Origin of the sequence: Mesorhizobium tianshanense (genome assembly GCF_007830515.1) — a bacterium.
In the GTDB taxonomy this organism is placed as follows: domain Bacteria; phylum Pseudomonadota; class Alphaproteobacteria; order Rhizobiales; family Rhizobiaceae; genus Mesorhizobium; species Mesorhizobium tianshanense.
Window position 1 is genome coordinate 1 of record NZ_VLKT01000012.1, and the last position, 19,272, is coordinate 19,272.

General features: G+C 63.1%; 20 protein-coding genes. 12 read left to right on the forward strand and 8 right to left on the reverse strand.

Features of this window, described 5'->3' with window-relative positions:
• Positions 1 to 333, forward strand: a 333-nt coding sequence (locus IQ26_RS11380) for an ISAs1 family transposase (protein WP_145716890.1), incomplete at its 5' end; no start/stop codon positions are given.
• Positions 334 to 563: 230 nt separating this feature from the next.
• Positions 564 to 1,076: a hypothetical protein gene (locus IQ26_RS11385; protein WP_145716892.1), complete on the forward strand. Its 513-nt coding sequence runs from the start codon at positions 564 to 566 to the stop codon at positions 1,074 to 1,076.
• A gap of 170 nt (positions 1,077 to 1,246) precedes the next feature.
• Here the strand turns inward: IQ26_RS11385 and IQ26_RS11390 are convergent, their stop codons facing one another.
• Complete coding sequence (locus IQ26_RS11390; RefSeq protein WP_145716894.1) at positions 1,247 to 1,681, reverse strand: hypothetical protein; 435 nt, start codon at positions 1,679 to 1,681, stop codon at positions 1,247 to 1,249.
• 325 nt (positions 1,682 to 2,006) lie between these two features.
• Between IQ26_RS11390 and IQ26_RS11395 the strand changes: the two genes are divergently transcribed.
• The 3 genes from IQ26_RS11395 to IQ26_RS11405 all read left to right on the forward strand — a co-directional run bounded on the left by IQ26_RS11395 (position 2,007) and on the right by IQ26_RS11405 (position 4,978).
• Complete coding sequence (locus IQ26_RS11395; protein WP_145716895.1) at positions 2,007 to 2,210, forward strand: hypothetical protein; 204 nt, start codon at positions 2,007 to 2,009, stop codon at positions 2,208 to 2,210.
• Between the two features lie 490 nt (positions 2,211 to 2,700).
• Positions 2,701 to 3,399: a GntR family transcriptional regulator gene (locus IQ26_RS11400; RefSeq protein ID WP_145716897.1), complete on the forward strand. Its 699-nt coding sequence runs from the start codon at positions 2,701 to 2,703 to the stop codon at positions 3,397 to 3,399.
• A 223-nt stretch (positions 3,400 to 3,622) separates the two neighbouring features.
• The gene (locus tag IQ26_RS11405; RefSeq protein ID WP_145716899.1) at positions 3,623 to 4,978 is read left to right on the forward strand and encodes a glutamine synthetase family protein; all 1,356 of its coding nucleotides are present in this window, start codon (positions 3,623 to 3,625) and stop codon (positions 4,976 to 4,978) included.
• A 68-nt stretch (positions 4,979 to 5,046) separates the two neighbouring features.
• Here IQ26_RS11405 and IQ26_RS11410 read toward each other — a convergent pair whose 3' ends face one another.
• Entirely contained in the window at positions 5,047 to 6,060 is a 1,014-nt protein-coding gene (locus IQ26_RS11410) for a LacI family DNA-binding transcriptional regulator (protein ID WP_145716902.1), read from the reverse strand.
• A gap of 158 nt (positions 6,061 to 6,218) precedes the next feature.
• Here IQ26_RS11410 and IQ26_RS11415 point away from each other — a divergent pair, with 158 nt between their 5' ends.
• The 4 genes from IQ26_RS11415 to IQ26_RS11430 are packed head-to-tail and all read left to right on the forward strand — an operon-like array spanning position 6,219 to position 10,589.
• Positions 6,219 to 7,160 (forward strand): sugar ABC transporter substrate-binding protein, encoded by a 942-nt coding sequence (locus IQ26_RS11415; protein ID WP_145716904.1) that lies wholly within the window; start codon positions 6,219 to 6,221, stop codon positions 7,158 to 7,160.
• Between the two features lie 59 nt (positions 7,161 to 7,219).
• The gene (locus IQ26_RS11420; RefSeq protein WP_240547070.1) at positions 7,220 to 8,749 is read left to right on the forward strand and encodes a sugar ABC transporter ATP-binding protein; all 1,530 of its coding nucleotides are present in this window, start codon (positions 7,220 to 7,222) and stop codon (positions 8,747 to 8,749) included.
• The gene (locus tag IQ26_RS11425; RefSeq protein WP_145716908.1) at positions 8,746 to 9,741 is read left to right on the forward strand and encodes an ABC transporter permease; all 996 of its coding nucleotides are present in this window, start codon (positions 8,746 to 8,748) and stop codon (positions 9,739 to 9,741) included. Before IQ26_RS11420 ends, IQ26_RS11425 begins: the two co-directional genes overlap by 4 nt.
• 11 nt (positions 9,742 to 9,752) lie before the next feature.
• Positions 9,753 to 10,589 carry an N-acyl homoserine lactonase family protein gene (locus IQ26_RS11430; RefSeq protein WP_145716910.1) on the forward strand — a complete coding sequence of 279 codons (837 nt, stop codon included), beginning with the start codon at positions 9,753 to 9,755 and terminating at the stop codon, positions 10,587 to 10,589.
• Positions 10,590 to 10,612: 23 nt separating this feature from the next.
• Here IQ26_RS11430 and IQ26_RS11435 read toward each other — a convergent pair whose 3' ends face one another.
• Positions 10,613 to 11,131, reverse strand: a complete 519-nt coding sequence (locus IQ26_RS11435; RefSeq protein ID WP_156090931.1) for a hypothetical protein — start codon at positions 11,129 to 11,131, stop codon at positions 10,613 to 10,615.
• 73 nt (positions 11,132 to 11,204) lie between these two features.
• Here IQ26_RS11435 and IQ26_RS39120 point away from each other — a divergent pair, with 73 nt between their 5' ends.
• Positions 11,205 to 11,564, forward strand: a complete 360-nt coding sequence (locus IQ26_RS39120) for a hypothetical protein (RefSeq protein ID WP_156090932.1) — start codon at positions 11,205 to 11,207, stop codon at positions 11,562 to 11,564.
• An 80-nt stretch (positions 11,565 to 11,644) separates the two neighbouring features.
• Here IQ26_RS39120 and IQ26_RS11445 read toward each other — a convergent pair whose 3' ends face one another.
• On the reverse strand, positions 11,645 to 12,925 hold the full coding sequence (locus IQ26_RS11445; protein ID WP_145716918.1) for a hypothetical protein: 1,281 nt from the start codon (positions 12,923 to 12,925) through the stop codon (positions 11,645 to 11,647).
• 32 nt (positions 12,926 to 12,957) lie between these two features.
• On the opposite strand from IQ26_RS11445, the gene IQ26_RS11450 reads away from it, so the two are divergent.
• Positions 12,958 to 14,205: a GlxA family transcriptional regulator gene (locus IQ26_RS11450; RefSeq protein ID WP_240547071.1), complete on the forward strand. Its 1,248-nt coding sequence runs from the start codon at positions 12,958 to 12,960 to the stop codon at positions 14,203 to 14,205.
• Positions 14,206 to 14,381: 176 nt separating this feature from the next.
• Positions 14,382 to 14,870, forward strand: coding sequence for a hypothetical protein (locus IQ26_RS11455; RefSeq protein ID WP_240547072.1), 489 nt, complete (start codon positions 14,382 to 14,384; stop codon positions 14,868 to 14,870).
• Positions 14,871 to 14,892: 22 nt separating this feature from the next.
• On the opposite strand, the gene IQ26_RS11460 is transcribed toward IQ26_RS11455, so the two are convergent.
• Genes IQ26_RS11460 through IQ26_RS11475 form a run of 4 tightly spaced genes read right to left on the reverse strand, consistent with a single transcriptional unit; the run spans position 14,893 to position 19,240 of the window.
• A complete protein-coding gene (locus tag IQ26_RS11460; protein WP_208760143.1) occupies positions 14,893 to 17,250 on the reverse strand; it encodes a xanthine dehydrogenase family protein molybdopterin-binding subunit in 2,358 nt (785 codons plus the stop codon).
• A gap of 19 nt (positions 17,251 to 17,269) precedes the next feature.
• Positions 17,270 to 17,728 (reverse strand): (2Fe-2S)-binding protein, encoded by a 459-nt coding sequence (locus tag IQ26_RS11465; RefSeq protein WP_145716924.1) that lies wholly within the window; start codon positions 17,726 to 17,728, stop codon positions 17,270 to 17,272.
• 21 nt (positions 17,729 to 17,749) lie between these two features.
• The gene (locus IQ26_RS11470) at positions 17,750 to 18,610 is read right to left on the reverse strand and encodes an FAD binding domain-containing protein (RefSeq protein WP_145716926.1); all 861 of its coding nucleotides are present in this window, start codon (positions 18,608 to 18,610) and stop codon (positions 17,750 to 17,752) included.
• Between the two features lie 30 nt (positions 18,611 to 18,640).
• Positions 18,641 to 19,240 carry a biotin transporter BioY gene (locus IQ26_RS11475; RefSeq protein ID WP_145716928.1) on the reverse strand — a complete coding sequence of 200 codons (600 nt, stop codon included), beginning with the start codon at positions 19,238 to 19,240 and terminating at the stop codon, positions 18,641 to 18,643.
• Positions 19,241 to 19,272: the final 32 nt, after the last annotated feature.

Below are 19,272 nucleotides of genomic sequence, written 5' to 3' on the forward strand. Positions count from 1 at the left end.
GTCCGCTCCCGAACCGGCCTCAAGGACAGGAGCCGGTTCGATACGCGCTACTACATCTCCTCGGCCGATCTCTCCGCCGAGCGGGCCGCTCACGCCGTGCGCGGCCATTGGCTTATCGAGAACGCCCTGCACTGGACGCTCGACGTCGTCTTCAAGGACGACCAGTCGAGACTGCGCAAGGGCCACGGCGCAAACAACATGGCAATCGTCCGCCACTTCGCCCTCAATCTCGTCAAAGCCGTCAACGACAAACGTCCAATCAAGCGCAGACGCAAGATGGCAGCCTGGAGCACCGACTATCTCGCATCGATCCTCGGTCAGCTATCGCGTTAACCTGGATTCGGAGCCCTGGGATCAAGACCGGGGAGCGGCCAAACGCCTTCGCCAAGCTGCTGCCGGAGCTTGCCGCGCTTCGCGCCCGCACCGGACGCCCGCACTGGCTGATCATCGACGAGGCGCACCACCTGCTGCCGCACGCGCGCGACGGCACATCTTTTGCGCTGCCAAAAAGCCTTTCGGCGACCATTCTGATCACAGTTCATCCCGATCTGGTTTCGCGGGATGTGCTGGCGGGCGTCGACACGGTGCTGGCTCTTGGCCCGGAATCCGACAAGGTCGTCGAGAGTTTCTGTGCCGCAGTGGACGAGGACGTGTCGGAGGGCGTCGTGCCGCCATCGGAGAACAAGGTTTTGTATTGGAACCGGTCGACAGGCGAACCCGCAAGGCCGATCTCGGTCGAGCGTCCCCGGCAGGAACGCAAGCGTCATTCGCGCAAATATGCCGAGGGTGATCTTGGCGACAGCAGTTTCTATTTCCGCGGCGCTGACGGCGCGCTCAACCTGAAAGCGCAAAATCTCATGATGTTCCTACAAATCGCCGAGGGAATCGATGATCGCACCTGGGAGCATCACTTGCGCGCGGGCGACTATTCGGCCTGGTTCCGCAACCAGGTCAAGGACAAAGGACTTGCGGAGGAAGCGGCTGTTATCGAGGACGACGATAGTCTCGATCCGCATAAAAGCCGCGCCGCCATCGCGGAAGCGGTCCGTCGCCGCTACACCGCGCCCGCCGACTGAATCCACCATACCGATGGTATCGAGTTTCGCCGATGGCGGATCGCCGCCGAACGGCATATCCGTCATCAACGCCCATTGATGCGAGGCGTGGAAATCATGTCGCCCGCCGCCTCCATCTTCCGAACTGCCGGCCCGTAGCGTCGATGCCCGCTACGTCAATGCCCGCTACGTCAATGCATGAATGTTCCACGCAGCCAGGCGAAGAAGCCGAACCTCTCCGACTTTGCGGCACGGACGCGAGAGGCAGCCCACCGCGCTCGTATCGTGGCGCCGACATGGCAATGACAAACGATTTCGTGCAGCTGCCAGTCCGTCAGTTCGAAGAAGCGCCTGGCTTCGCCGTAGGTGTCATCCTTCAAGCCTTGCGCGCGAAAAATCGGATCCTCGAAGGCAACGGTGAGAGGTGAATCGTTGTCGCGCATTTTTTCGCGTATCTCGGGAGACTTGTATTCGGTGCCCGTCAGCGCTTCGAGACGCCGATCGGGATTTTGTTCCAGCAGTTTCGCCCAACGTTCGAGACGCTGGCTTCGAGTCGCCACGAGGTCTGTTGCTTCAGCGTGAACGTCGGCAACGGCATGCAGTTGGTCAAGTGTTTGGTGTTTCACGGCCGCCTCCTATTCAGCAGGTGAGTTCGCTCCACCCTTTCAGCAGGTGAGTTCGCCCCACCTGAAATGGAAATTATGGCGCCCCACGAGGCCGACAAGGCCTTTGTGCGCGGACTATTCGATCACTTTTCTGACGGCGCCGTCCTGCCACGCCTGATGCCTGCGGGATCACTGAAGGCCCCCATCGGAACCATAGGCACGCGTGGTCGTTCTGCGTGCATAGGCCCGTAGAGCGAAACCGGTCGAAAAAGGGGTGGCGCCAAAATCCCGCCCGACGTCGATGACCCGCCAAGGCACAGTGCAGCGAGCGGAAGGAAATCACACCATGGCCATTCTTCCTACTCCCGAACCAACGCCCACTCCCGCGCCCACGCCGCCGCCGTTTCCCGAACCGAAGCCGGTGCGTGAGCCGGACCCGGACAGACTTCCCGACGAGGCTCCTGTCCCCAATCCGGATGAAAACGACGCGCCACTGAAAATCGGCCCTAAAGCGACCAATCCAACATTTGACGGATCGGATTTTGCGTGAAGCGATTGAGGGAAATGCTCGTTCCAGTTCGCCCAGCTCCTCGTTGATGCCGGATGGTGTCGGTGTATTGCGTGGCCGAGCGGCCAGCACGCGCGCTGCGATTGCCGCCGTGTCGGTTGTTTTTACGGCCGCGGCCTTCGAACCGTTGCGCTCAGGCGGCGCGGAATGACGATGGAATGATGCTCATGTCCGGCTGCCGCTCAACTCGATGAACCGCATCATCGTGTCGAAAAGGACGCTCCACGCCATCGTCGTGGAGGACGAGCGTGGGCACCTCACATGCTCTAGACGACGGCGACGGCGATTCGGAATGGCGCACCACCGAAACAGCAGCGATGACGCGGCTTGCGGCGCCGCGCTCGAAGCGTCTATCCTGTGCTTGAAAAATGGCTGACTTCGGCGCTTACGCCGCGTTCAGCCAGCCAACATTTCCAGCGGCAGATATAGCCAGCTGCGTAGATTTCAGAACGAATGAAGTAGCGTACCTCCAATGGCCGATAAAACGCATTTCGGGTTGACCGCCGTCGACACTGTGCCCCTGCATGAGAAAGTCTATCTGGAACTCGTCAGGGCATTGATGTCGGGCCAGTTTGAGCCCGGCCAGAAGCTGACCTCGCGCAAGCTCGCCAAGGAACTGGGCACCAGCGACATGCCGGTGCGCAGCGCCTTCATGCGACTGCAGGCGCTGCGCGCGCTGAGCCCGATGCCGAACGGCAGCGTGGAGGTGCCGGTCATCTCGGCCGAAAGATTCTCGCAATTGACCGCCGTGCGAACGATCCTCGAAGGCTCGGCGACCGAGCTTGCCGCGATGCTGATCAATGGCAACAATCTGCGGGCGATCCGCCGCCATTGCACCGAGCTGACCGAGGCTGCCCGCAAGGGCGACATCGACGACTATCTGCGGAAGAACTACAACTTCAAGTTCTCGATCTATCGCCACTGCGGCAACGAGCAGATGATCTTCCTGATAGAGACGGTGTGGATGCAGGTCGGTCCGTTTCTCAGGAACCTGGCCATGGGTTTCGAGGACAATCTCGCCGCCATTCTCGACATCGATTACCATGAGGAAGCCGTCGCCGCGATCGAAGCCCAGGATGGGATACGCGCCCGCGCCGCTATCGTGCGCGACATAAACGACGGCGCGACGCATCTCTTGCAACACGTCAAATTCCCGGAGACGCGGCACTGACGGCGGCTCAAATGCGGCTTGGCTTTACCCGGCCCAACCGCTATATTGCGATCGCAAATCGCGCAATTGGTCTTGAAATGCCTCCCGATATCCCAGCTAGTGAATTGAAAAAGTAAAGGAAAATCTCTGGCGGCAGCCAGAGCGATTTTTCGGAAACTCACAAGCTATAGAGATATCGTAACCGACCAAGGCTACGGCACCTCGGAAAAACCAGGGGTTGAAATTGGGCGATGCAATCGCGGACGTATTGAAGTGGCTTGAAAGCAGGGACGACATCCAAAGCCTGCGGGCTGCGGTGTGCGACCTCAACGGCATCATGCGCGGCAAGCGCATTCCGGTCGAGCAGGCACGCAAGGCGCTGGAGGGCAAGCTGCGCATGCCCTATTCGCTGGTCGGGCTCGACATCTGGGGCGAGGATATCGAGGGCAACACGCTGGTTTTCGGCACCGGCGACGCCGACGGCCTTTGCCAGTGGACGGGACGCGGCATCCTGCCGGTGAACTGGACGGCGCACCCGACAGCACTTGTCCCGCTCTGGCTGGCCGATGAAACCGGCGCGCCGTTCCTGGGTGACCCGCGGCGCGCGCTGGCCCGCATCCTCGATCGCTACAGGGCCCTGGGGCTCACCCCTGTCACGGCTACGGAACTGGAGTTCTATCTGGTCGACCCGCAATCGCAGCGGCCGATCGGGCCTGTCTCGCCGGTAACAGGGCGTCGTCTCGATTCCGACGCCGCCCTGTCGATCGACGAGATCGACGACTTCGAAGCCTTCATCCACGATGTCTACGACGCCTGCCGCATGCAAGGCATTCCCGTCGATACCGCGATCGCCGAGAACGGCGTCGGCCAGTTCGAGATCAATCTGAACCATGTCGCGGACGCCTTGCGCGCCGCCGACGACGCCGTCCTGTTCAAGCGCACCGTCAAGGGCATCGCCCGCAAGCACGGCTTTGCCGCCTGCTTCATGGCGAAGCCCTATGGCGACCGTGCCGGCAACGGCTTTCACGTCCATTTCAGCCTGACCGACGCCGAAGGCCGCAATGTCTTCGACGATGGCAGCGACCAGGGTTCGGACATCATGCGCCATGCCGTCGGCGGCCTGCTCGCCGCCATGGCCGAAAGCACGCTGGTGTTCGCGCCGCACTTCAATTCCTACCGCAGGCTGCGCCCCAGGTCCTATGCGCCGACCGCGGTTGCCTGGGGCTATGAGAACCGCATGGTGGCGATCCGCATCCCCGGCGGACCGACCGGCGCTCGTCGCATCGAGCATCGCGTCGCCGGCGCCGACGCCAATCCATACCTCGTGCTTGCGGCCATCCTAGGCGCCGCACTCATCGGCATCGAAGGGCAATTGTCGCCTGGCGATCCAGCGGGCAGAGACGGGCAAGGACTTCAGCCGGCCAAGCTGCCGCCGGATTGGGCCTCCGCGATCGCCAGTTTCGAAAACGGGGCGCATGTGGCGGCGATATTTCCGACGATCCTGCGCGACTCCTTCATCGCCTGCAAACGCCAGGAGCTGAATACGTTCGCGCTCAATGTCAGCGACTTCGAGCTCGAGACCTATCTCGAAAGCGTTTGATTTTAAGACCATCGCGCGGAGCGCCAAGGGGCTGCGACTGACATCCCGCGGCCCGCGGCGGGAAACCGTCAGCCGGCGTTCTCGCGCAGCGGCATGCAGCTTTCCCCGACGATCAGAGCCGGCTGGAAAACGATGCTGCGCACGGGCTCCGATACCCTTTCCTCGATGCGATCGACGAGCAGACGCAGCGCTTCGTTGGTCATGTCGGCGATGGGATGCTCCGTTCTCGTCAGTCGCGGCTTCAAGCCGCCGGCGCCCGCGACCGTGTCCGTCGAGGCGATCGAGATGTCCTGCGGACAGCGCAGGCCAAGATCGGCAACGGCTCGCATCACGCCGATCGCCATGACGCCGTTCGCGACGTAGATCGCCGTCGGGCGGTCGGGCGAACCCATCATGTCGCGAGCCACCGAATAGGCGGCTTCTTCGCGAAATTCGCCGGACCTGATATGACCGGGCTGCGGCGCAAGCCCGCGCGCGGCCATCGCTTCGATCATGCCGTCAAGCCTGCCCTTGCTGGTCGACAGTTGCATCGGACCGGTGATCGAGCCAATGCGGCGATGCCCTAGATCGAGCAGATAGTCGGCCGCCTGTCTGCCGGCTTCCCGATTGTCGATGGTCACCGTATCGGCGCTGTTGCCTTCGATCGATCTCCCCAGAAGAACGGTCGCGATGCCATCGAACTCGTGTGGCTGATATTGATTTGCCGCGCCCACCGGTACCAGGACCATTCCATCGCAACCAAGAGTGCGAATTCGCGACAGGATGCGCCGTTCCGTATCGGGCTTTTCATCGCTGTTGAACAGAACGAGCGAATAGCCCCACGCCGCGACGGCCGCCTCCGCCGACCAGACGATGCGCGCGTAGAACGGGTTCGAGAGATCGGCCACCGCAAGGGCGATCAACTGGGTGCGGTTGCGACGCAGATTGCGGGCGGCCAGCGACGGTTCATAGCGCAGCTCGCGAATAGCGGAGACGACGCGAGCCCTCAGCTCGGGGCTGACGAAGGCACTATCGTTCATGACGGCCGAGACCGTCGCGGTCGACACCCCTGCCCTCCTGGCAACGTCTTTGATGGTGGCCATTTTGTCCTGATAGCTAATCGTTTCGCTGAAGTCTGGTTCAGATTTATGGCTGTGTCCAGCGGATTCACGCTTGCATTGGGTCGCATTTTGCGTGACGTTAGCGAAACGGTTTGCTGCCAAGAGGCTCTGGCGGCAAAAGAGGTCAAGGGAGGAGAACCATGAGAAATCTAGCTTGCATCATCGCCGCCGGAGCGCTCTCGCTCGTGACGGCTGGCGCCGCCGCGCAGGACAAGCCGCTTCTTGGCATCGTGTCCATCAGCGCCACCGAAGCCAACAATGTCCGCTACATCCAGGGGGCCACGAAGGCCGCCGATGAGCTTGGCTGGAAGACCAACGTTGTCGACGCCGCCGGCAGTGCCGACCAGGCGAACGCGGCGATCCAGAATTTCGCGCAGCTCAAGGCGCATGCGATTGTCGACATGGTATTTCCCTATTCGTCGATCGGCGCGGGTCTGGCCGCCGCGGGCGACGCTGGAATACCTGTGGTGACCTGGGGCGGCGGGCTTGGCTCGACCGTTGCCGCCACGAACGGCTCGGGCGGCCCGATGGCGATACCGGTCGTCGATCTCATGGTCGAGAAAATGGGTGGCAAGGGTTCGATACTGGCTCTCACCTACCGGACCGGCGAAGTCTGTCGAAACCGCGAAGTCGTGATGGACGAGATCGTCGCCAAACATCCTGACATCACCGTCACCAAGAACGAAGTGCGCATCCCCGGCTACTTCGAGGACGGCGCCCAATACGCGAATGCGTGGCTGGCTTCGCATCCGGCCGGCAAGGAGAACCTGGCGATCTGGGGATGCTGGGACGACCCGGCGATTGGCGCCATCGGCTCGCTGCGCGCCCAGGGACGCGACGACGTTCTCGTCTACGGCATCAATGGCAATGCCCAGGCGCTGGAGAACATCAAGAACGGCTTCATGACCGCGACGGCCTGGCAGGACAGCTTCACTGAAGGCTACAACATGGTCAAGATGTTGAAGGACATCAAGGATTCGGGCGGCGCCTGGCAAGCCAAGGCAGCCGAGGTTCCGGCGGTGCTGGTGACCAAGGAGACTGCCGATGCCTTTCTCAAGGACCATCCGGAAGCCATAAAGTAGCACTTGGTTTGGAGGCGACGTTGACAAGGGGTGCGCCGCAGCCAGGCGGCGCTGATGAAATGGCAACCCCGTTCCTGGTGGCGCGCGATATCGCAAAGGCCTTCGGCGGCACGCAGGCGCTGAAGGGCGTATCGCTCGACATCGCGCCAGGTGAAATCCATGGTCTTGTCGGCGCCAACGGCGCGGGCAAGTCGACCTTCATCCGTATCCTGGCCGGACTAAACCATCCCGACGCCGGTCGTCTCGAGCTCGACGGCCACAGCCAGCAGATCGGCACGCCGCAGCGGGCGACCGAGCTCGGCATGAGCTTCATTCACCAGGAGCTTGCGTTTGTGCCGGGCATGACCGTGTTGCAGAACATCATGCTGGGCGTCCCGAAGAAAACCCGCTTCGGGCTGACCGATTGGCGTGCGATCGCGCGCGACGTCGCACCGATCGCCAGGCGCGTCGGCATATCAGCCCCGCTCAACGCCGGCGTGAAGGGCCTTTCGACGGCCGAGATATGGCTGATCAATATTTGCCGCGCTTTGGTGCGCAAGGCGCGGCTGATCGTCATGGATGAGCCGACGGCATCGCTTGCCGCCAGTGAAGCGGAACGGCTCTTTGCGATCGTGCGCGATCTTTCCGCGTCAGGGGTGGCGGTGCTCTACATCTCGCACCGGCTGGACGAGATCCTGAGCCTGTGCACGCGCGTGACGGTCTTTCGCGACGGCCGCTCCGTGGCCGAGCTCGCCGGAGACACGCTCAACCGCCCTGCGCTGGTCGAGGCAATCGTCGGCGGCGCAATTCGGGATCCTCAAAGGACAGCCACGACACGGCAGCGCGGCGACGTCGTGATGGATGCCAGAACCCTGGCGCGGGCGCCGAACGTCCGTGGCGTCAGCCTTCAGCTCCACGCCGGCGAAGTGTTGGGCATCGGCGGCCTTGTCGGCGCCGGGCGTACGGAACTCGCCCGGCTGCTCTTCGGGGCGGAGCGGCCTGACAGCGGCGAGATGACGCTGATGGGCCGGCCCTATGCGCCCGCCTCCCCCGCGGCGGCTGTCCGGGCCGGGCTTGGGCTGGTCCCGGAGGAGCGCCGGGCGGAAGCGCTTTTTCTCTCCAAGAGCATCGCCTTCAATCTAGGCATCGCCAATCTCGACAAGATTGCGCTTGGCCGATACCTGCCGCTGATGAACCGACGCGCCCGGACATCGATGGCCGGCGAGACGATCCGCTCCCTGTCGATAAAGGCGCGAAGCGCAAGCACGCCCGTTGGCCGTCTCAGCGGCGGCAATCAGCAGAAGGTTGCGATCGGCCGCTGGCTCCAGCGCGCACCGAAGGTGCTGATCCTCGATGAGCCGACGCGAGGCGTCGATATCGGAGCGCGCGCCGAGATCCACCGGCTGATCCGCCAGCAAGCCGACTCCGGAATGGCGGTTCTGGTGATTTCATCGGAGCCGGACGAACTGCCAGACCTGTGCGACCGCGTTCTGGTGATGGCGGAAGGACGCGTTGTTCGCGAGCTGACCGGTCAGGCGGTGTCGCGAAAGGCAATCGTCGAAGCAAGTTATGTCGAACCGGAAGCCCTGATGGAGGATCATCCCGCATGAGCGATGTTGCGATAAGCGCCCGGCGTCTGTCGCCCGGAGCCAAGGCGGCGCTCGGTATCTTTGCCCGTTATGGCACGATCATCGGACTGCTGGCGATGATCGTCACATTTTCGATCCTGTCGCCCGGAGCCTTTCCCACCTTGGGCAATTTCACCAATGTGCTGAACCAGGCTTCGCTGGCCATGATCATTGCCGGCGGGCTGACGCTTGCCGTGGTCGTTGGCGAACTCGACCTGTCCATAGGCTTCGCCGCCAGCCTGCACGGCATTCTGATCACCGGCCTTGTCGTCCACGACAAGCTGCCGATCCCGCTTGCGGTGGTCATCGTCATCGCATTGGGCGCGGTGATCGGTCTCGTCAACGGCTTCATCGTCACCAAGGTCAAGGTCAACTCCGTTATTGCGACGCTGGGCGTCGGAACGATCCTTACCGGCTTGGCCTTCGCCTATTCCGCCGGCGTTCCCATCGTGGCGGGCGTGCCGGAGGCATTTCTCCAGCTTTCCCTTGGACGCTGGCTGTTCGGTATCCCCAACAACATCATCGTCATGATCCTCGTTCTCGGCGGGCTTTGGCTCCTGGTCGAACGAACACCGCTCGGCCAGGAGATCCAGGCCGTGGGCGGCAATGCCGTGGCCGCCCGCCTTGCCGGGGTGAATGTCGACCGCATCAAGATCCTCGGCTTCGTCATTTCGGGAATGTGCGCCGCGCTCACCGGGATACTGCTTGCCTCGCGGCTCGGCAGCGGCACGGCAAGTGCCGCCGACTCCTACCTGCTCACCGCATTCGCGGCGGTGTTCCTTGGCTCGGCAACGCTGCGTGACGGCGAATTCCATGTGCTCGGCACGCTGGTCGGCGCCCTCATCATCGCCTTCGGCTTCAATGGCCTCAACATTTTCGGTGCCCCGACCTTCTCGCAATATGTGCTGCAGGGCGCCATTCTGATCATTGCCGTGGGCATGGCGAGCCTGGGACGCTCGCTGGCGGAACGCTGAAGGAGGAAGCGATGACAAGCGAAGACACGCATTGGGAGGTTTACGTTGTCGAATTCGCCCGGTCGAACCAGCAGCCCTGGGTGGATCTCGTCGCCGGCATGTATGACGATGGCAAGGTCGATCTGCCCTTTTCCTTTGTCCTCTTGAAGCGTGGCGACCGCAACGTGCTGGTCGACACCGGGTTCATTCAGGAATCGAGCACTGCCTTCTCGCTGAAATTTGACATTCCCAACTGGATCTCGCCGGTTCGCATGCTGGCCGAGCTGGGCATCGGGCCCGGCGCGATCACCGACATTTTCGTGACCCATGCGCATTTCGATCACATGGGATCGATCGCCGAGTTCCCGAATGCAAATCTCCACATCCAGAAAAGCGAGCTGCTCTCCTGGTATGAGGCGATCGCATTGCCGCCGCGCTTCGGTTATCTCACCGCCATCATCGACCCGGATACTCTGCGCGCCGCCCTCGATGCATCGGTCGAACACCGTGTCTCGCTGATCGATGGCGACAAGGACGATGTGCTGCCGGGCATCCATGTCCGGCTGGGAAGCGGCCACACGATCGGACAGCAATTTGTCATCGTCCAGTCCGCCCGGGGCAGGCTGGTCATCTCCGGCGACTGCGTCTATTCGAGCCGGCAGATCACCGGACACAAGCACGACGGCGTCTACGCCCCGCTGAACAATGCCGTCGGCAGCGTTTGGGAGCAGCTGAAGACCATCGATCGCATCAACACCGAGATCGGCGGCGATCTCGGGCAACTGATCGTCCTGCACGATATAGAGCGATGGAAGGGTCAGCCGATCGTTGCGGAACTCGAAGGATTTCGCATCGTCAGGGCCGGATAGGGCAATCCGACGGCGGCGCACCTTCAGAAGCGATAACGGATTCCAAGGACGTTCGCATTGGAACCCTCATTCATATCGCCAAACGTCCCATCGGCGCCGGATCTATGGTGGAGTTGGTAGACAAGCTCGACATTGGGAGCTTGCCTGACCCGGAAAGAAAGCTCCGCACCGATGAACCCGAGGAGTGACGCATCGCCATCGTAACGGATTTCGCGATCGCGCTCGATCTCGGTGGGGCCTGTAACGGCACTGAATCCAGCCGTCAGCGCGGGCGCAATCGCCAGATCACCGATGACAAGACCCTGATGGCGAAGCCGCACGCCGGCCCAAAGTTCTCCGGACGTATCGTCGTCGTCGCCAAACCTTATGGCGGCCCCGGTCACGCCGCCAAGGACGAAACCGGCGCCAATGTCGGTGAAGTCGCGGCCGTATGCGGCTCCGACCATGTAACTGTCCGTATAGTCGGCCCCGAAGACTTTGATCGTGTCTCCGAAGGACCCGGTCGTGAAGACGCCGCCAAAAACATAGATGTCGTTCTTCATCGGTTGACCGCCAGCGAAAGGATCTTCGGTCGCAAAGTAGATGAAAGGGGAACTATTTTCGGCGAGGCCCGGAGTGACTGAAGCGATCAGTATCATTGCCGCGAATGCTGCCTGCACTCCGCGCATGAATGAGCTCCGAATCAGTCTGCCCCTCGATCATCAAGTGCTCCGGCATTTCACCGAAATAAACAAGGCCCCGAATACTGCGGGATCAAGATCAGCCAAAAAAGCCCGCATTGTTCTCCGCAGGACGCGTTCGGCCCGCTCGGGGATGATGTCCACGCCCATTCCAGGCCGGTCGACGACCGCGATCATGCCATCCCTGACGATCGGATCGGGCAGGCCGCCCCGCGCGCTATCCGATGCGCTTGGCTTCCCGCTGACGAAGGAGGTGGAGGAAGAATACCAGGCCTGGCGCAAGCAACAGGCCTAGCTTTTGTTTGAGCATCGGATTTTCCCAAAACCGGTACCCTCTTTTAGGTCCGACGCTCCAGCAATATCTCGACCAGCCGATCAGCCCCAGTTCTGCTGATGTGCGGCATGGGTGCGCAGATAGGCGCCCGGCCCGAAATGCGTATCGTAGAACCCGGTGTCCAACTGGTGCGCCTGCAGGTACATCAGGCTGAAGATCGCGGGCACGGTCGCCGGAAAACGCCCGAACGTGTCGAATATGTACTGCGCCATTGTCGTGACGCAATCCACAAACTCTTCGCCGATCGGGGCAGCGCTTGACCGGATGGTTTCGGTTTTCTTGTACGGCCCGCCGGTGCCCGCGTTGAACGGGCCGCCCGGTCCGAATTTCCGTGCCACGACGCTCTCGACGGCGGCGCGCATGGTTTGGAAATGCGGCGGGCAATGCCCCTCGAACACGCCCTCGAGCCCGGTCACGTGCGGCAGCGGGCGTCCTTCCAGCATGTCGAAGCGGAACCCCAGTCCGGGCACCTCGGGATCGCCGCTAGCACCCAGCACGCTGAACGGGTTGATCCCCTCGTACATCCACCCGCCAAGACCGAGAGCCTGCAGCATCAGCGCACCGGCATAGCAGGCCGTCGACGTCTCGACCGTCACCTCGGTAAGGCCAAGCTGCTCGACATAACTCAGCGGAAACGGGTTCTCGGTATCCACCAGCGCCTTGAACCGGTCGATCCCCGGAACCGGACGACCGTTGACGTCGTCATAGATGCAGGCGCCGTTTTGCACGAGGTAGCACAGAACGAGCAGCATGTGCTGGGCGAGGTCGGCCACCGGAATGATCAGCATGCTGCCAGGCACGTTTGCACACCATTCGTTGTGCATCTCCATATGCTGCGGCACGCGCGGGATGTTGAGGCGGCCATCGGCAAGTTTGACGATGCGCGACCGGTGCGCATCGAGATAGGCGTTCATATCCGTCTCGCCGTCCGGCGCGGCGACGGCCCCCATGTCGCGGGTCGGGAGGAAGTAAACCCCGTTGTCATCGGTGAAGAAAATCTCCGAGGTGTGAAAACCGGCGGACGAAGGAAAGCTCCGGCCGCCGGCCGCGCCCGCATAGTTCGGAATGTTCGGGCTGTAGAACCGGTTGTGCGGGATCAAGTTCGACCAGCCGGTGTTGCCGGCGACGGTGGTGAGCAGGAGCATCTGTTCCAGATCGCCGAGCGGCGCCGGAGCCTGCTTCGATGTGTAGCTGAGCGGCCCGTCCGGGATCGAGGCGCCGCGGGCAAAGCGGCGCGACCGGCGCCCGTGGATCGCCTCGATCAGAGGAAACTGCGCTGCCTCGATCATGCCCTGCGGCAAGTTCTGGATCCTGTCCAGCATGATATTTCCTTTCTGCGAGAGGCCGGCCGCGGTTGCGCGGCAGCCGAATGTGTTCAGGATGCCGCCCGCGCCGATCATCGACGCGCCGAGCACCTTTCTGCGTGTTGTCTCAAACATCGGTTCTCCGTTTCCGGCGAGCGCGGGTTGGTGAAGATCGGCGCTTGCCGGGTGAGCCCATGCCATCTCGTGTCAGGGCGGCGTTAGACGCAGACTCGACAGAAACGGGTCATATGTGCCAAACCTCGGACATGCCGCTATCCCATGATGCCCGAACGCTGACGGTAAGCCTCATGGTGGTGCCCGAGGTTTCGGCGGCCGTGACCTACGGGCTGCACGAGGTCTTCACCTGCGTCGGAGCGGCATGGGAGATGCTGACGGGCGAACGGACCCAAAGCCGCCGCATGACGCCGCGGATCGTCGGCAGCCGCGTCGGGCCGGTGCGCACTACTCTGGGCGCCACGATTTTTTCCGAGCACAGCTTCGGCGAAAGCCTGCGCTCGGATGTCGTCATCATCGGCGACCTCAGTCTGGAACCGGAACCAGATCTGAGTGGCAGATGGGATGAAGCCATCCACTGGATGCTGGACCAGCACGCGCGTGGCGCGATCATCTGCTCGGTCTGCACCGGATCGCTGATGTTGGCCGAAGCCGGGCTGCTCGAACACCGCGAAGCCACCTCCCACTGGAGCGCGACCCGATATTTCCGGAAGTGCTATCCGGGCGTCCGGCTACAGCCTCAACGTGTCATCGTGCCCTCCGGCGACGGGCACGATGTGGTGACGAGCGGCGGCTCCGCATCCTGGACCGATTTGTCGCTTTATCTGATTGCCCGTTTCTGCGGCGATGCCGAGGCACGGCGGATCGCCAAGATCTTTCTGTTTGGCGACCGCAGCGAAGGCCAGCTTCCCTTTGCCGCGATGGTTCGCCCGAAGCAGCATGAGGACGCGTCGATTGCTGATTGCCAGGGCTGGATTTCGGAAAACTATGCCATTGCCAATCCGGTTGCGGAGATGACGAAGCGCTCTGGCCTCGCCGACCGCACCTTCAAAAGGCGATTCCAGTCGGCGACCGGCTACACTCCGATCGGCTACGTGCAGACGCTTCGCGTGGAGGAAGGCAAGCAGATGCTGGAAACCTCAAATCAGGCAATCGACGACATCGCGCAGGCGGTCGGCTATGATGATCCGAACTCCTTCCGTCGTCTGTTCAAGCGCACGGTGGGCGTGACGCCGCAAAAATACCGGCAACGCTTCAAGTCCGTGGGCATCGGAGCAGCCTGAGTCGCACGCGGGACGACATGCCGAGGCCGGCGGCAAATTCCGTCAGTACAGCCGATGCGCTCGGCGGCACGACAACGACATCGTGAAGTTGTGCAGGTTGACTCGGTTGTCTGCTTGCCTAACTAGGGTTCTCGGGGCCAGCACAAATCACAACAGCCGGTATGATATTTTCCAGCATGCGAAAGCTTGTCCTTCTTGTCCTCTTGGCCGGCAGTTCCATCCTGTCCTCCTGTGTCGCCCCCGACGACACGTCGAACATCTCGAAGGAAGACGCAACGACGGCGGCCGCCCGCAAGGAGATGGTCGGTCTCAGCGAGGCGGACGTTCGAATGTGCGCCGGCTTTCCGACAGCCACCGCCGATGCGGGCGGATCAAGCCAGATCTGGACCTATCAGCGCACCGTTCAACGCGGCAATCTCAACGTCGTGATTCCAACCTTGGCCGTGGGTGCGATCCCGACGGTCGGAGGATCCCTCAATGTCAATCCTGGCGGCTACTGCAATACGCAAATTCGAATGGTCGATGGCCGTGTTGCCGAGGTCGCCTATGCGGGCGACAACAATCTGCCGAACCACCGCGATGGGCTCTGCGTCAGCACGGTAGACGCCTGCGTGGCATATGCCCGCCAGCGCCATCCAGTCAGAACAGGGGCCGGTTCCAGGTAATCGGGCTGGCTGCAGAGCGCGTTCAAAACCCTGCCGCAATCACATTGTCGCGCCATGTGTCGGCAATGTGCGGGAAATCCAGAGGCTGGTTGTTGCCGAGGAGCAATTCCAGGACACGCGGCGGCGTCAGCGGTATCTCCTGGACGCGTCGACCGGTGGCGTTCGAAACGGCGCAGGCGATTGCCGCGGCGACGTTGAGGATCGGCACCTCGCCGGCCCCCTTGGTGCCCAGCGGCCCGATCGAGGGCGCCCCTTCGTACAGGCTGATCTCGACCGGCACCACATCCTGCGCGAGCGGCACCCGGTAGGTCTCCAGGCCGGCCTGGCAGATGCGGCCATTGGCGCCGATGGAGATCTCCTCATGCAAGGCGTAGCCAAGGCCCTGCACGACGCCGCCCTGTATCTGTCCGTAGATAGCGCGGGGATTGAGGGCCCGCCCGACGTCCTGGACGACCGTGTAACTCAACACCTCGACATGTCCGGTTTCGGGGTCGACGGCCACTTCGCAGTCATGCACCGCAAAGACCGGGATGTCGATGGCGTCGATGAAGTGGCCGGCCGCGCAGCCCGGCATCGCCGCCACGCCAGGCCCGGTGAAGGCGCCGCTTCCCGAGATCGGACCTGTCATTCGCTGCGCGCGCTCGGCAACCTTCTCGATCGTCGTTCCGGAGCCCTTGACGCCAAGGATCTCGACACGCCCGTTTTCGAGAACGAGATCCTCGGTGGAGGCCTCCAGCATGTCCGAGGCGACGTGCAGCAGCTTCTTGCGGACCTCGACGGCGGCGGCAAGGCTGGCGGCGCCCAGCGAAACGGTCGTCCTGCCGCCGCCGACACCCAGATCGAAACCGCCGGCATCCGTGTCGGCGGTGCGCACGACGACGTCTTGCGGCCGCAGGCCAAGCGTGCTGGCGACGATCTGAGGCAGAGACTGCATCATCGAGCCTGAGCCGATCTCGACGCCGGAGGTCACCAGTGTCGCGCTGCCGTCCGGGTTGAGGTTGACGGTTGCCGCCGACGGACCAACGAAGATGAACCAGGTGCCGACCGTCGTGGCCCGCCCATACAGCCTCTCTCCCGCCAGATGTTTTTTCGACGGCTTGGCCTCGCGCAATTCGGCCATACGATCGAGCATTGGCCTCATAACATCGCCTTCGAACACCTGCCCGGTCGCGCCAAGGTCCTTGTCGCCCAGCACATTGCGTCGGCGAAACTCCAGAGGATCCATGCCGATGGCGGCGCAGATCTCATCCGTATGCCGCTCCAGCGCGAATGTGTTGTAAACGCCGTTGCAGGCCCGGAATGCGCCGTTCGGCGCGGTGTTGGTGTAGATGGCGCGGGTCGATATCTTCACCGAGCCGAGCCGGTAGTTGCCGCCCAGCGTGTGCGCCGTCATGGTCGTGAGAAAAATCTGTTCGCCGCCATAGGCGCCGCAATCCATCAGCACCACGGCCTCGCGCCCGACGATCTCGCCTTGTCCGGTCACGGCCGAGCGGATGCGGATCTCGGCATTCTCGCGCGAGAGACAGGTCAGCATCTCCTCCTCGCGCGAATTGACGAGCTTGACGGGGCGCCCCGCAGCGCGCGCCAGCAGTGCTGCGAAGGGCTCCAGCGAGCAGTCGAACTTGAGCCCGAATCCGCCGCCGACCGCCGGCACGGTGACGCGAACATGCGATGCCGGCACGCCGACAAGGCGCGCGGTGACGTTGCGGACGGTCCACGGGACCTGCGTCGATGTCTCGATATGGAACCGCCCGTCCTCGTAGGACGCGACGACCGCGCGCGGCTCGAAGGACAAATGGTTTTGCCGGCCGATCCGGAAGCAGGAGGCGACGATCTCGACATCGTCGCGTGCAAACGCAGCGTCGGTGTCGCCGCGTACGACCGTTGCCTCCCATGCCACATTGCCGGCATGCGCGCCGCCTTCGAGCAGCACTTCGTAGTCCCGCCAATCGGGATGGACCAGCGGCGCATCCGGCGCCAGCGCGTCGGCCATCGTGATTACCGCCGGCAACGGCTCCAGTTCGACGATGATCGCCGCGGCGGCGGCCTTGGCCTGCGCCAGGGTCTCGGCGGCGACAGCCGCGATCGGCTCGCCGTCGTAGCGGATGCAGCCGGTCGCGAACAGGGGATGGTCGGCGATGCCGATGCCGTGGCGGGCGGGCGAATCCTCGGCCGTCACGATGGCGCGGACGCCGGGCATCTTGCGCGCCACCGACGTGTCGGTGCGCACGATCCGGGCCGACGGCACCTCGGCGCGCAGCTGCACCGCGTGAAGCATGCCGGGGCGTCCCTGGTCGACGGTATAGCGCGTGCGGCCCTGCAGCTTGTCGCGGGCATCGCGCCTCGGAAAGTTCATGGTCGCGGTTGAGGTTTCCGACACGGCTTCCTGCTCCCTCAACTCATGCGGCCCGGACCACGGACAAGGCCGTGTCGACGATGCGCTCATATCCGGTGCAGCGGCAGATGTTTCCGGCAAGGGCTGCCCTTATGTCGTCGCGGCTTGGATTCGGCTCCCGCTCGAGAAAGCTGGTCAGGCTCATCAGCATGCCTGGAAAACACATTCCGCACTGCACCGCGTCGTGCTCTTCCATCGCCTGCTGCAATGGCGACAGGACGCCGTCCGTCGCCAGCGACTCGACCGTGCGCACCTCGCAATCCGCCGCCAGCCCCACAGGCACAAGACAGGACATCACCGGACGCCCGTCCAGCAATACGGTGCATGCGCCGCAGAAGCCCTCGCGGCAGACCGTTTTCGCCCCGGTCAGATGGAATTCATCCCTCAGCACATCGACAAGCGGCGTCAGCGGCTCGGCGGCCGAAAACCGGTCTTCACCATTGACGTTGAGACGCAAGGACATCGGCTTGATCCCTTCCCGACTTCAGGACTGCTCGTGCAGGGCGGCGACGGCGCGGCGCACCAGGCTCGGCAGAACTTTCACGCGATACCAGCCAGGCGCCTCGATGCCATCGCGGCCCGAAAAATCGCCGCACAGGCGCTCGGCCTGCTCGGCGGCATGACGCGGGTCGAGAGCACCACCGACAAGGCCTGCTTCGAGCTGCATCCAGCGGCGCGCGACGGGTTCGACCGAGCCGACCGCCAGCCTAGCATTTTCGACGACGCCGGTCGGCCCCAGCGTCACGGCCAGACTGACGATTGCCACGGGATAATCGCCCGCCTTGCGCAGAGGCAGCCTTATATGCGCCGAGCGACGCGTCTTGCGTGGAACAATCACGCGGCGGACCAGACGGCCGGGCGCGATGCCTGATCGGATCTCCACAAAGCGTTCGACCGTCATCCGTTCGGACCCGTTTGTTCCTGCGATTTCCAGTTCGGCGTCGAGGCATATAAGGGCGGGCACGAGATCCGCTGCCGCGAAAGCCGAAGCGCAGAGGTTTCCCCCAATCGTGGCGACGTGGCGGATTGCCGGATTTGCGGAATTGCCGGCAGCCTGCGCCAGCGCGCTGCATTCGGGCAAGGACGCAAGCGCATTCGCCAGCTCGGCATGGGTGACGCCGGCTCCGATGCTGATCTCGCGATCGAGAACATCGACACGTCGCAGTTCATCGATCCTGGAAATCGCGACATAGGACAGATCCTGCGGCTCGTGTCTGAGCGGAGCCCGCATGGTCCAGGTCGCCCCGGCAAGCACGCTTGCGGCCCGCCCCCGCTCGGCAAGGGCGGCAAGCGCGTCGGCCAGCGACGTCGCCACATAGAGCCGCTCTCCATTCTGGCTAGGCACGCGAGAGGTCCTTCCTGCAGCAGGCCGATTTCAGCGATCGCTGTTGCCTAGATGGCCGACAGACTTCCACGCCAGCGGCAGCACCGCGGCGGCAAGCGCCAGCTTGAGCAGGTCGCCAAGGATGAACGGCGTGAGGCCCCAGGCAAGGATCGGCTTGTCCCATCCGACGACCGTTCCGAGCCAGGAAAGTCCGAAGGCATAGATGACGACTGTCCCCAAGAGCATGGAAAGCGCCATCGTGACGATCCTGCGATCCCAGCCATGGTTGGCGAGGAAACCGCAAAGGGCCGCGGCGGGCAGATAGCCGAGGAGGTAGCCGCCGGTCGGGCCGGCCATATAAGCAAGGCCGATGCCTTTTTCGGGCGTTCCGGCGAAAACCGGAAGCCCGAGCGCGCCTTCGGCGAGGTAAAGCGCGATCGTCGCCGCACCCAGGCGCCATCCGAAAGCCGTTCCGATGACCAGAACGACGAAAGTCTGCATGGTCATCGGCACCGGATAGAACGGAACCTGCAGCTTGGCTGACAGCCACAGCGCCAGCGACCCGGCAATGACCAGAAAAACATTCCTGAGCGCCGTCGTCCGGCCGGAAAAAGCCTGATCTGCAAGCACGGGATAAGTCGAGGAAAACATGGTCTTTCCTTTCGATTGTCGGGTTTGACTGG

What these genes read in the sequence shown, in the direction of transcription:
- IQ26_RS11395 (WP_145716895.1), top strand. Translation starts at nt 2,007, where the DNA reads ATGGCCATTCTTCCTACTCCCGAACCAACGCCCACTCCCGCGCCCACG.
- IQ26_RS11400 (WP_145716897.1), top strand. Translation starts at nt 2,701, where the DNA reads ATGGCCGATAAAACGCATTTCGGGTTGACCGCCGTCGACACTGTGCCC.
- IQ26_RS11410 (WP_145716902.1), bottom strand. Translation starts at nt 6,060, where the DNA reads ATGGCCACCATCAAAGACGTTGCCAGGAGGGCAGGGGTGTCGACCGCG.
- IQ26_RS11415 (WP_145716904.1), top strand. Translation starts at nt 6,219, where the DNA reads ATGAGAAATCTAGCTTGCATCATCGCCGCCGGAGCGCTCTCGCTCGTG.
- IQ26_RS11420 (WP_240547070.1), top strand. Translation starts at nt 7,220, where the DNA reads ATGGCAACCCCGTTCCTGGTGGCGCGCGATATCGCAAAGGCCTTCGGC.
- IQ26_RS11425 (WP_145716908.1), top strand. Translation starts at nt 8,746, where the DNA reads ATGAGCGATGTTGCGATAAGCGCCCGGCGTCTGTCGCCCGGAGCCAAG.
- IQ26_RS11430 (WP_145716910.1), top strand. Translation starts at nt 9,753, where the DNA reads ATGACAAGCGAAGACACGCATTGGGAGGTTTACGTTGTCGAATTCGCC.
- IQ26_RS11435 (WP_156090931.1), bottom strand. Translation starts at nt 11,131, where the DNA reads ATGAAGAACGACATCTATGTTTTTGGCGGCGTCTTCACGACCGGGTCC.
- IQ26_RS11445 (WP_145716918.1), bottom strand. Translation starts at nt 12,925, where the DNA reads ATGCTGGACAGGATCCAGAACTTGCCGCAGGGCATGATCGAGGCAGCG.
- IQ26_RS11455 (WP_240547072.1), top strand. Translation starts at nt 14,382, where the DNA reads ATGCGAAAGCTTGTCCTTCTTGTCCTCTTGGCCGGCAGTTCCATCCTG.
- IQ26_RS11465 (WP_145716924.1), bottom strand. Translation starts at nt 17,728, where the DNA reads ATGTCCTTGCGTCTCAACGTCAATGGTGAAGACCGGTTTTCGGCCGCC.
- IQ26_RS11475 (WP_145716928.1), bottom strand. Translation starts at nt 19,240, where the DNA reads ATGTTTTCCTCGACTTATCCCGTGCTTGCAGATCAGGCTTTTTCCGGC.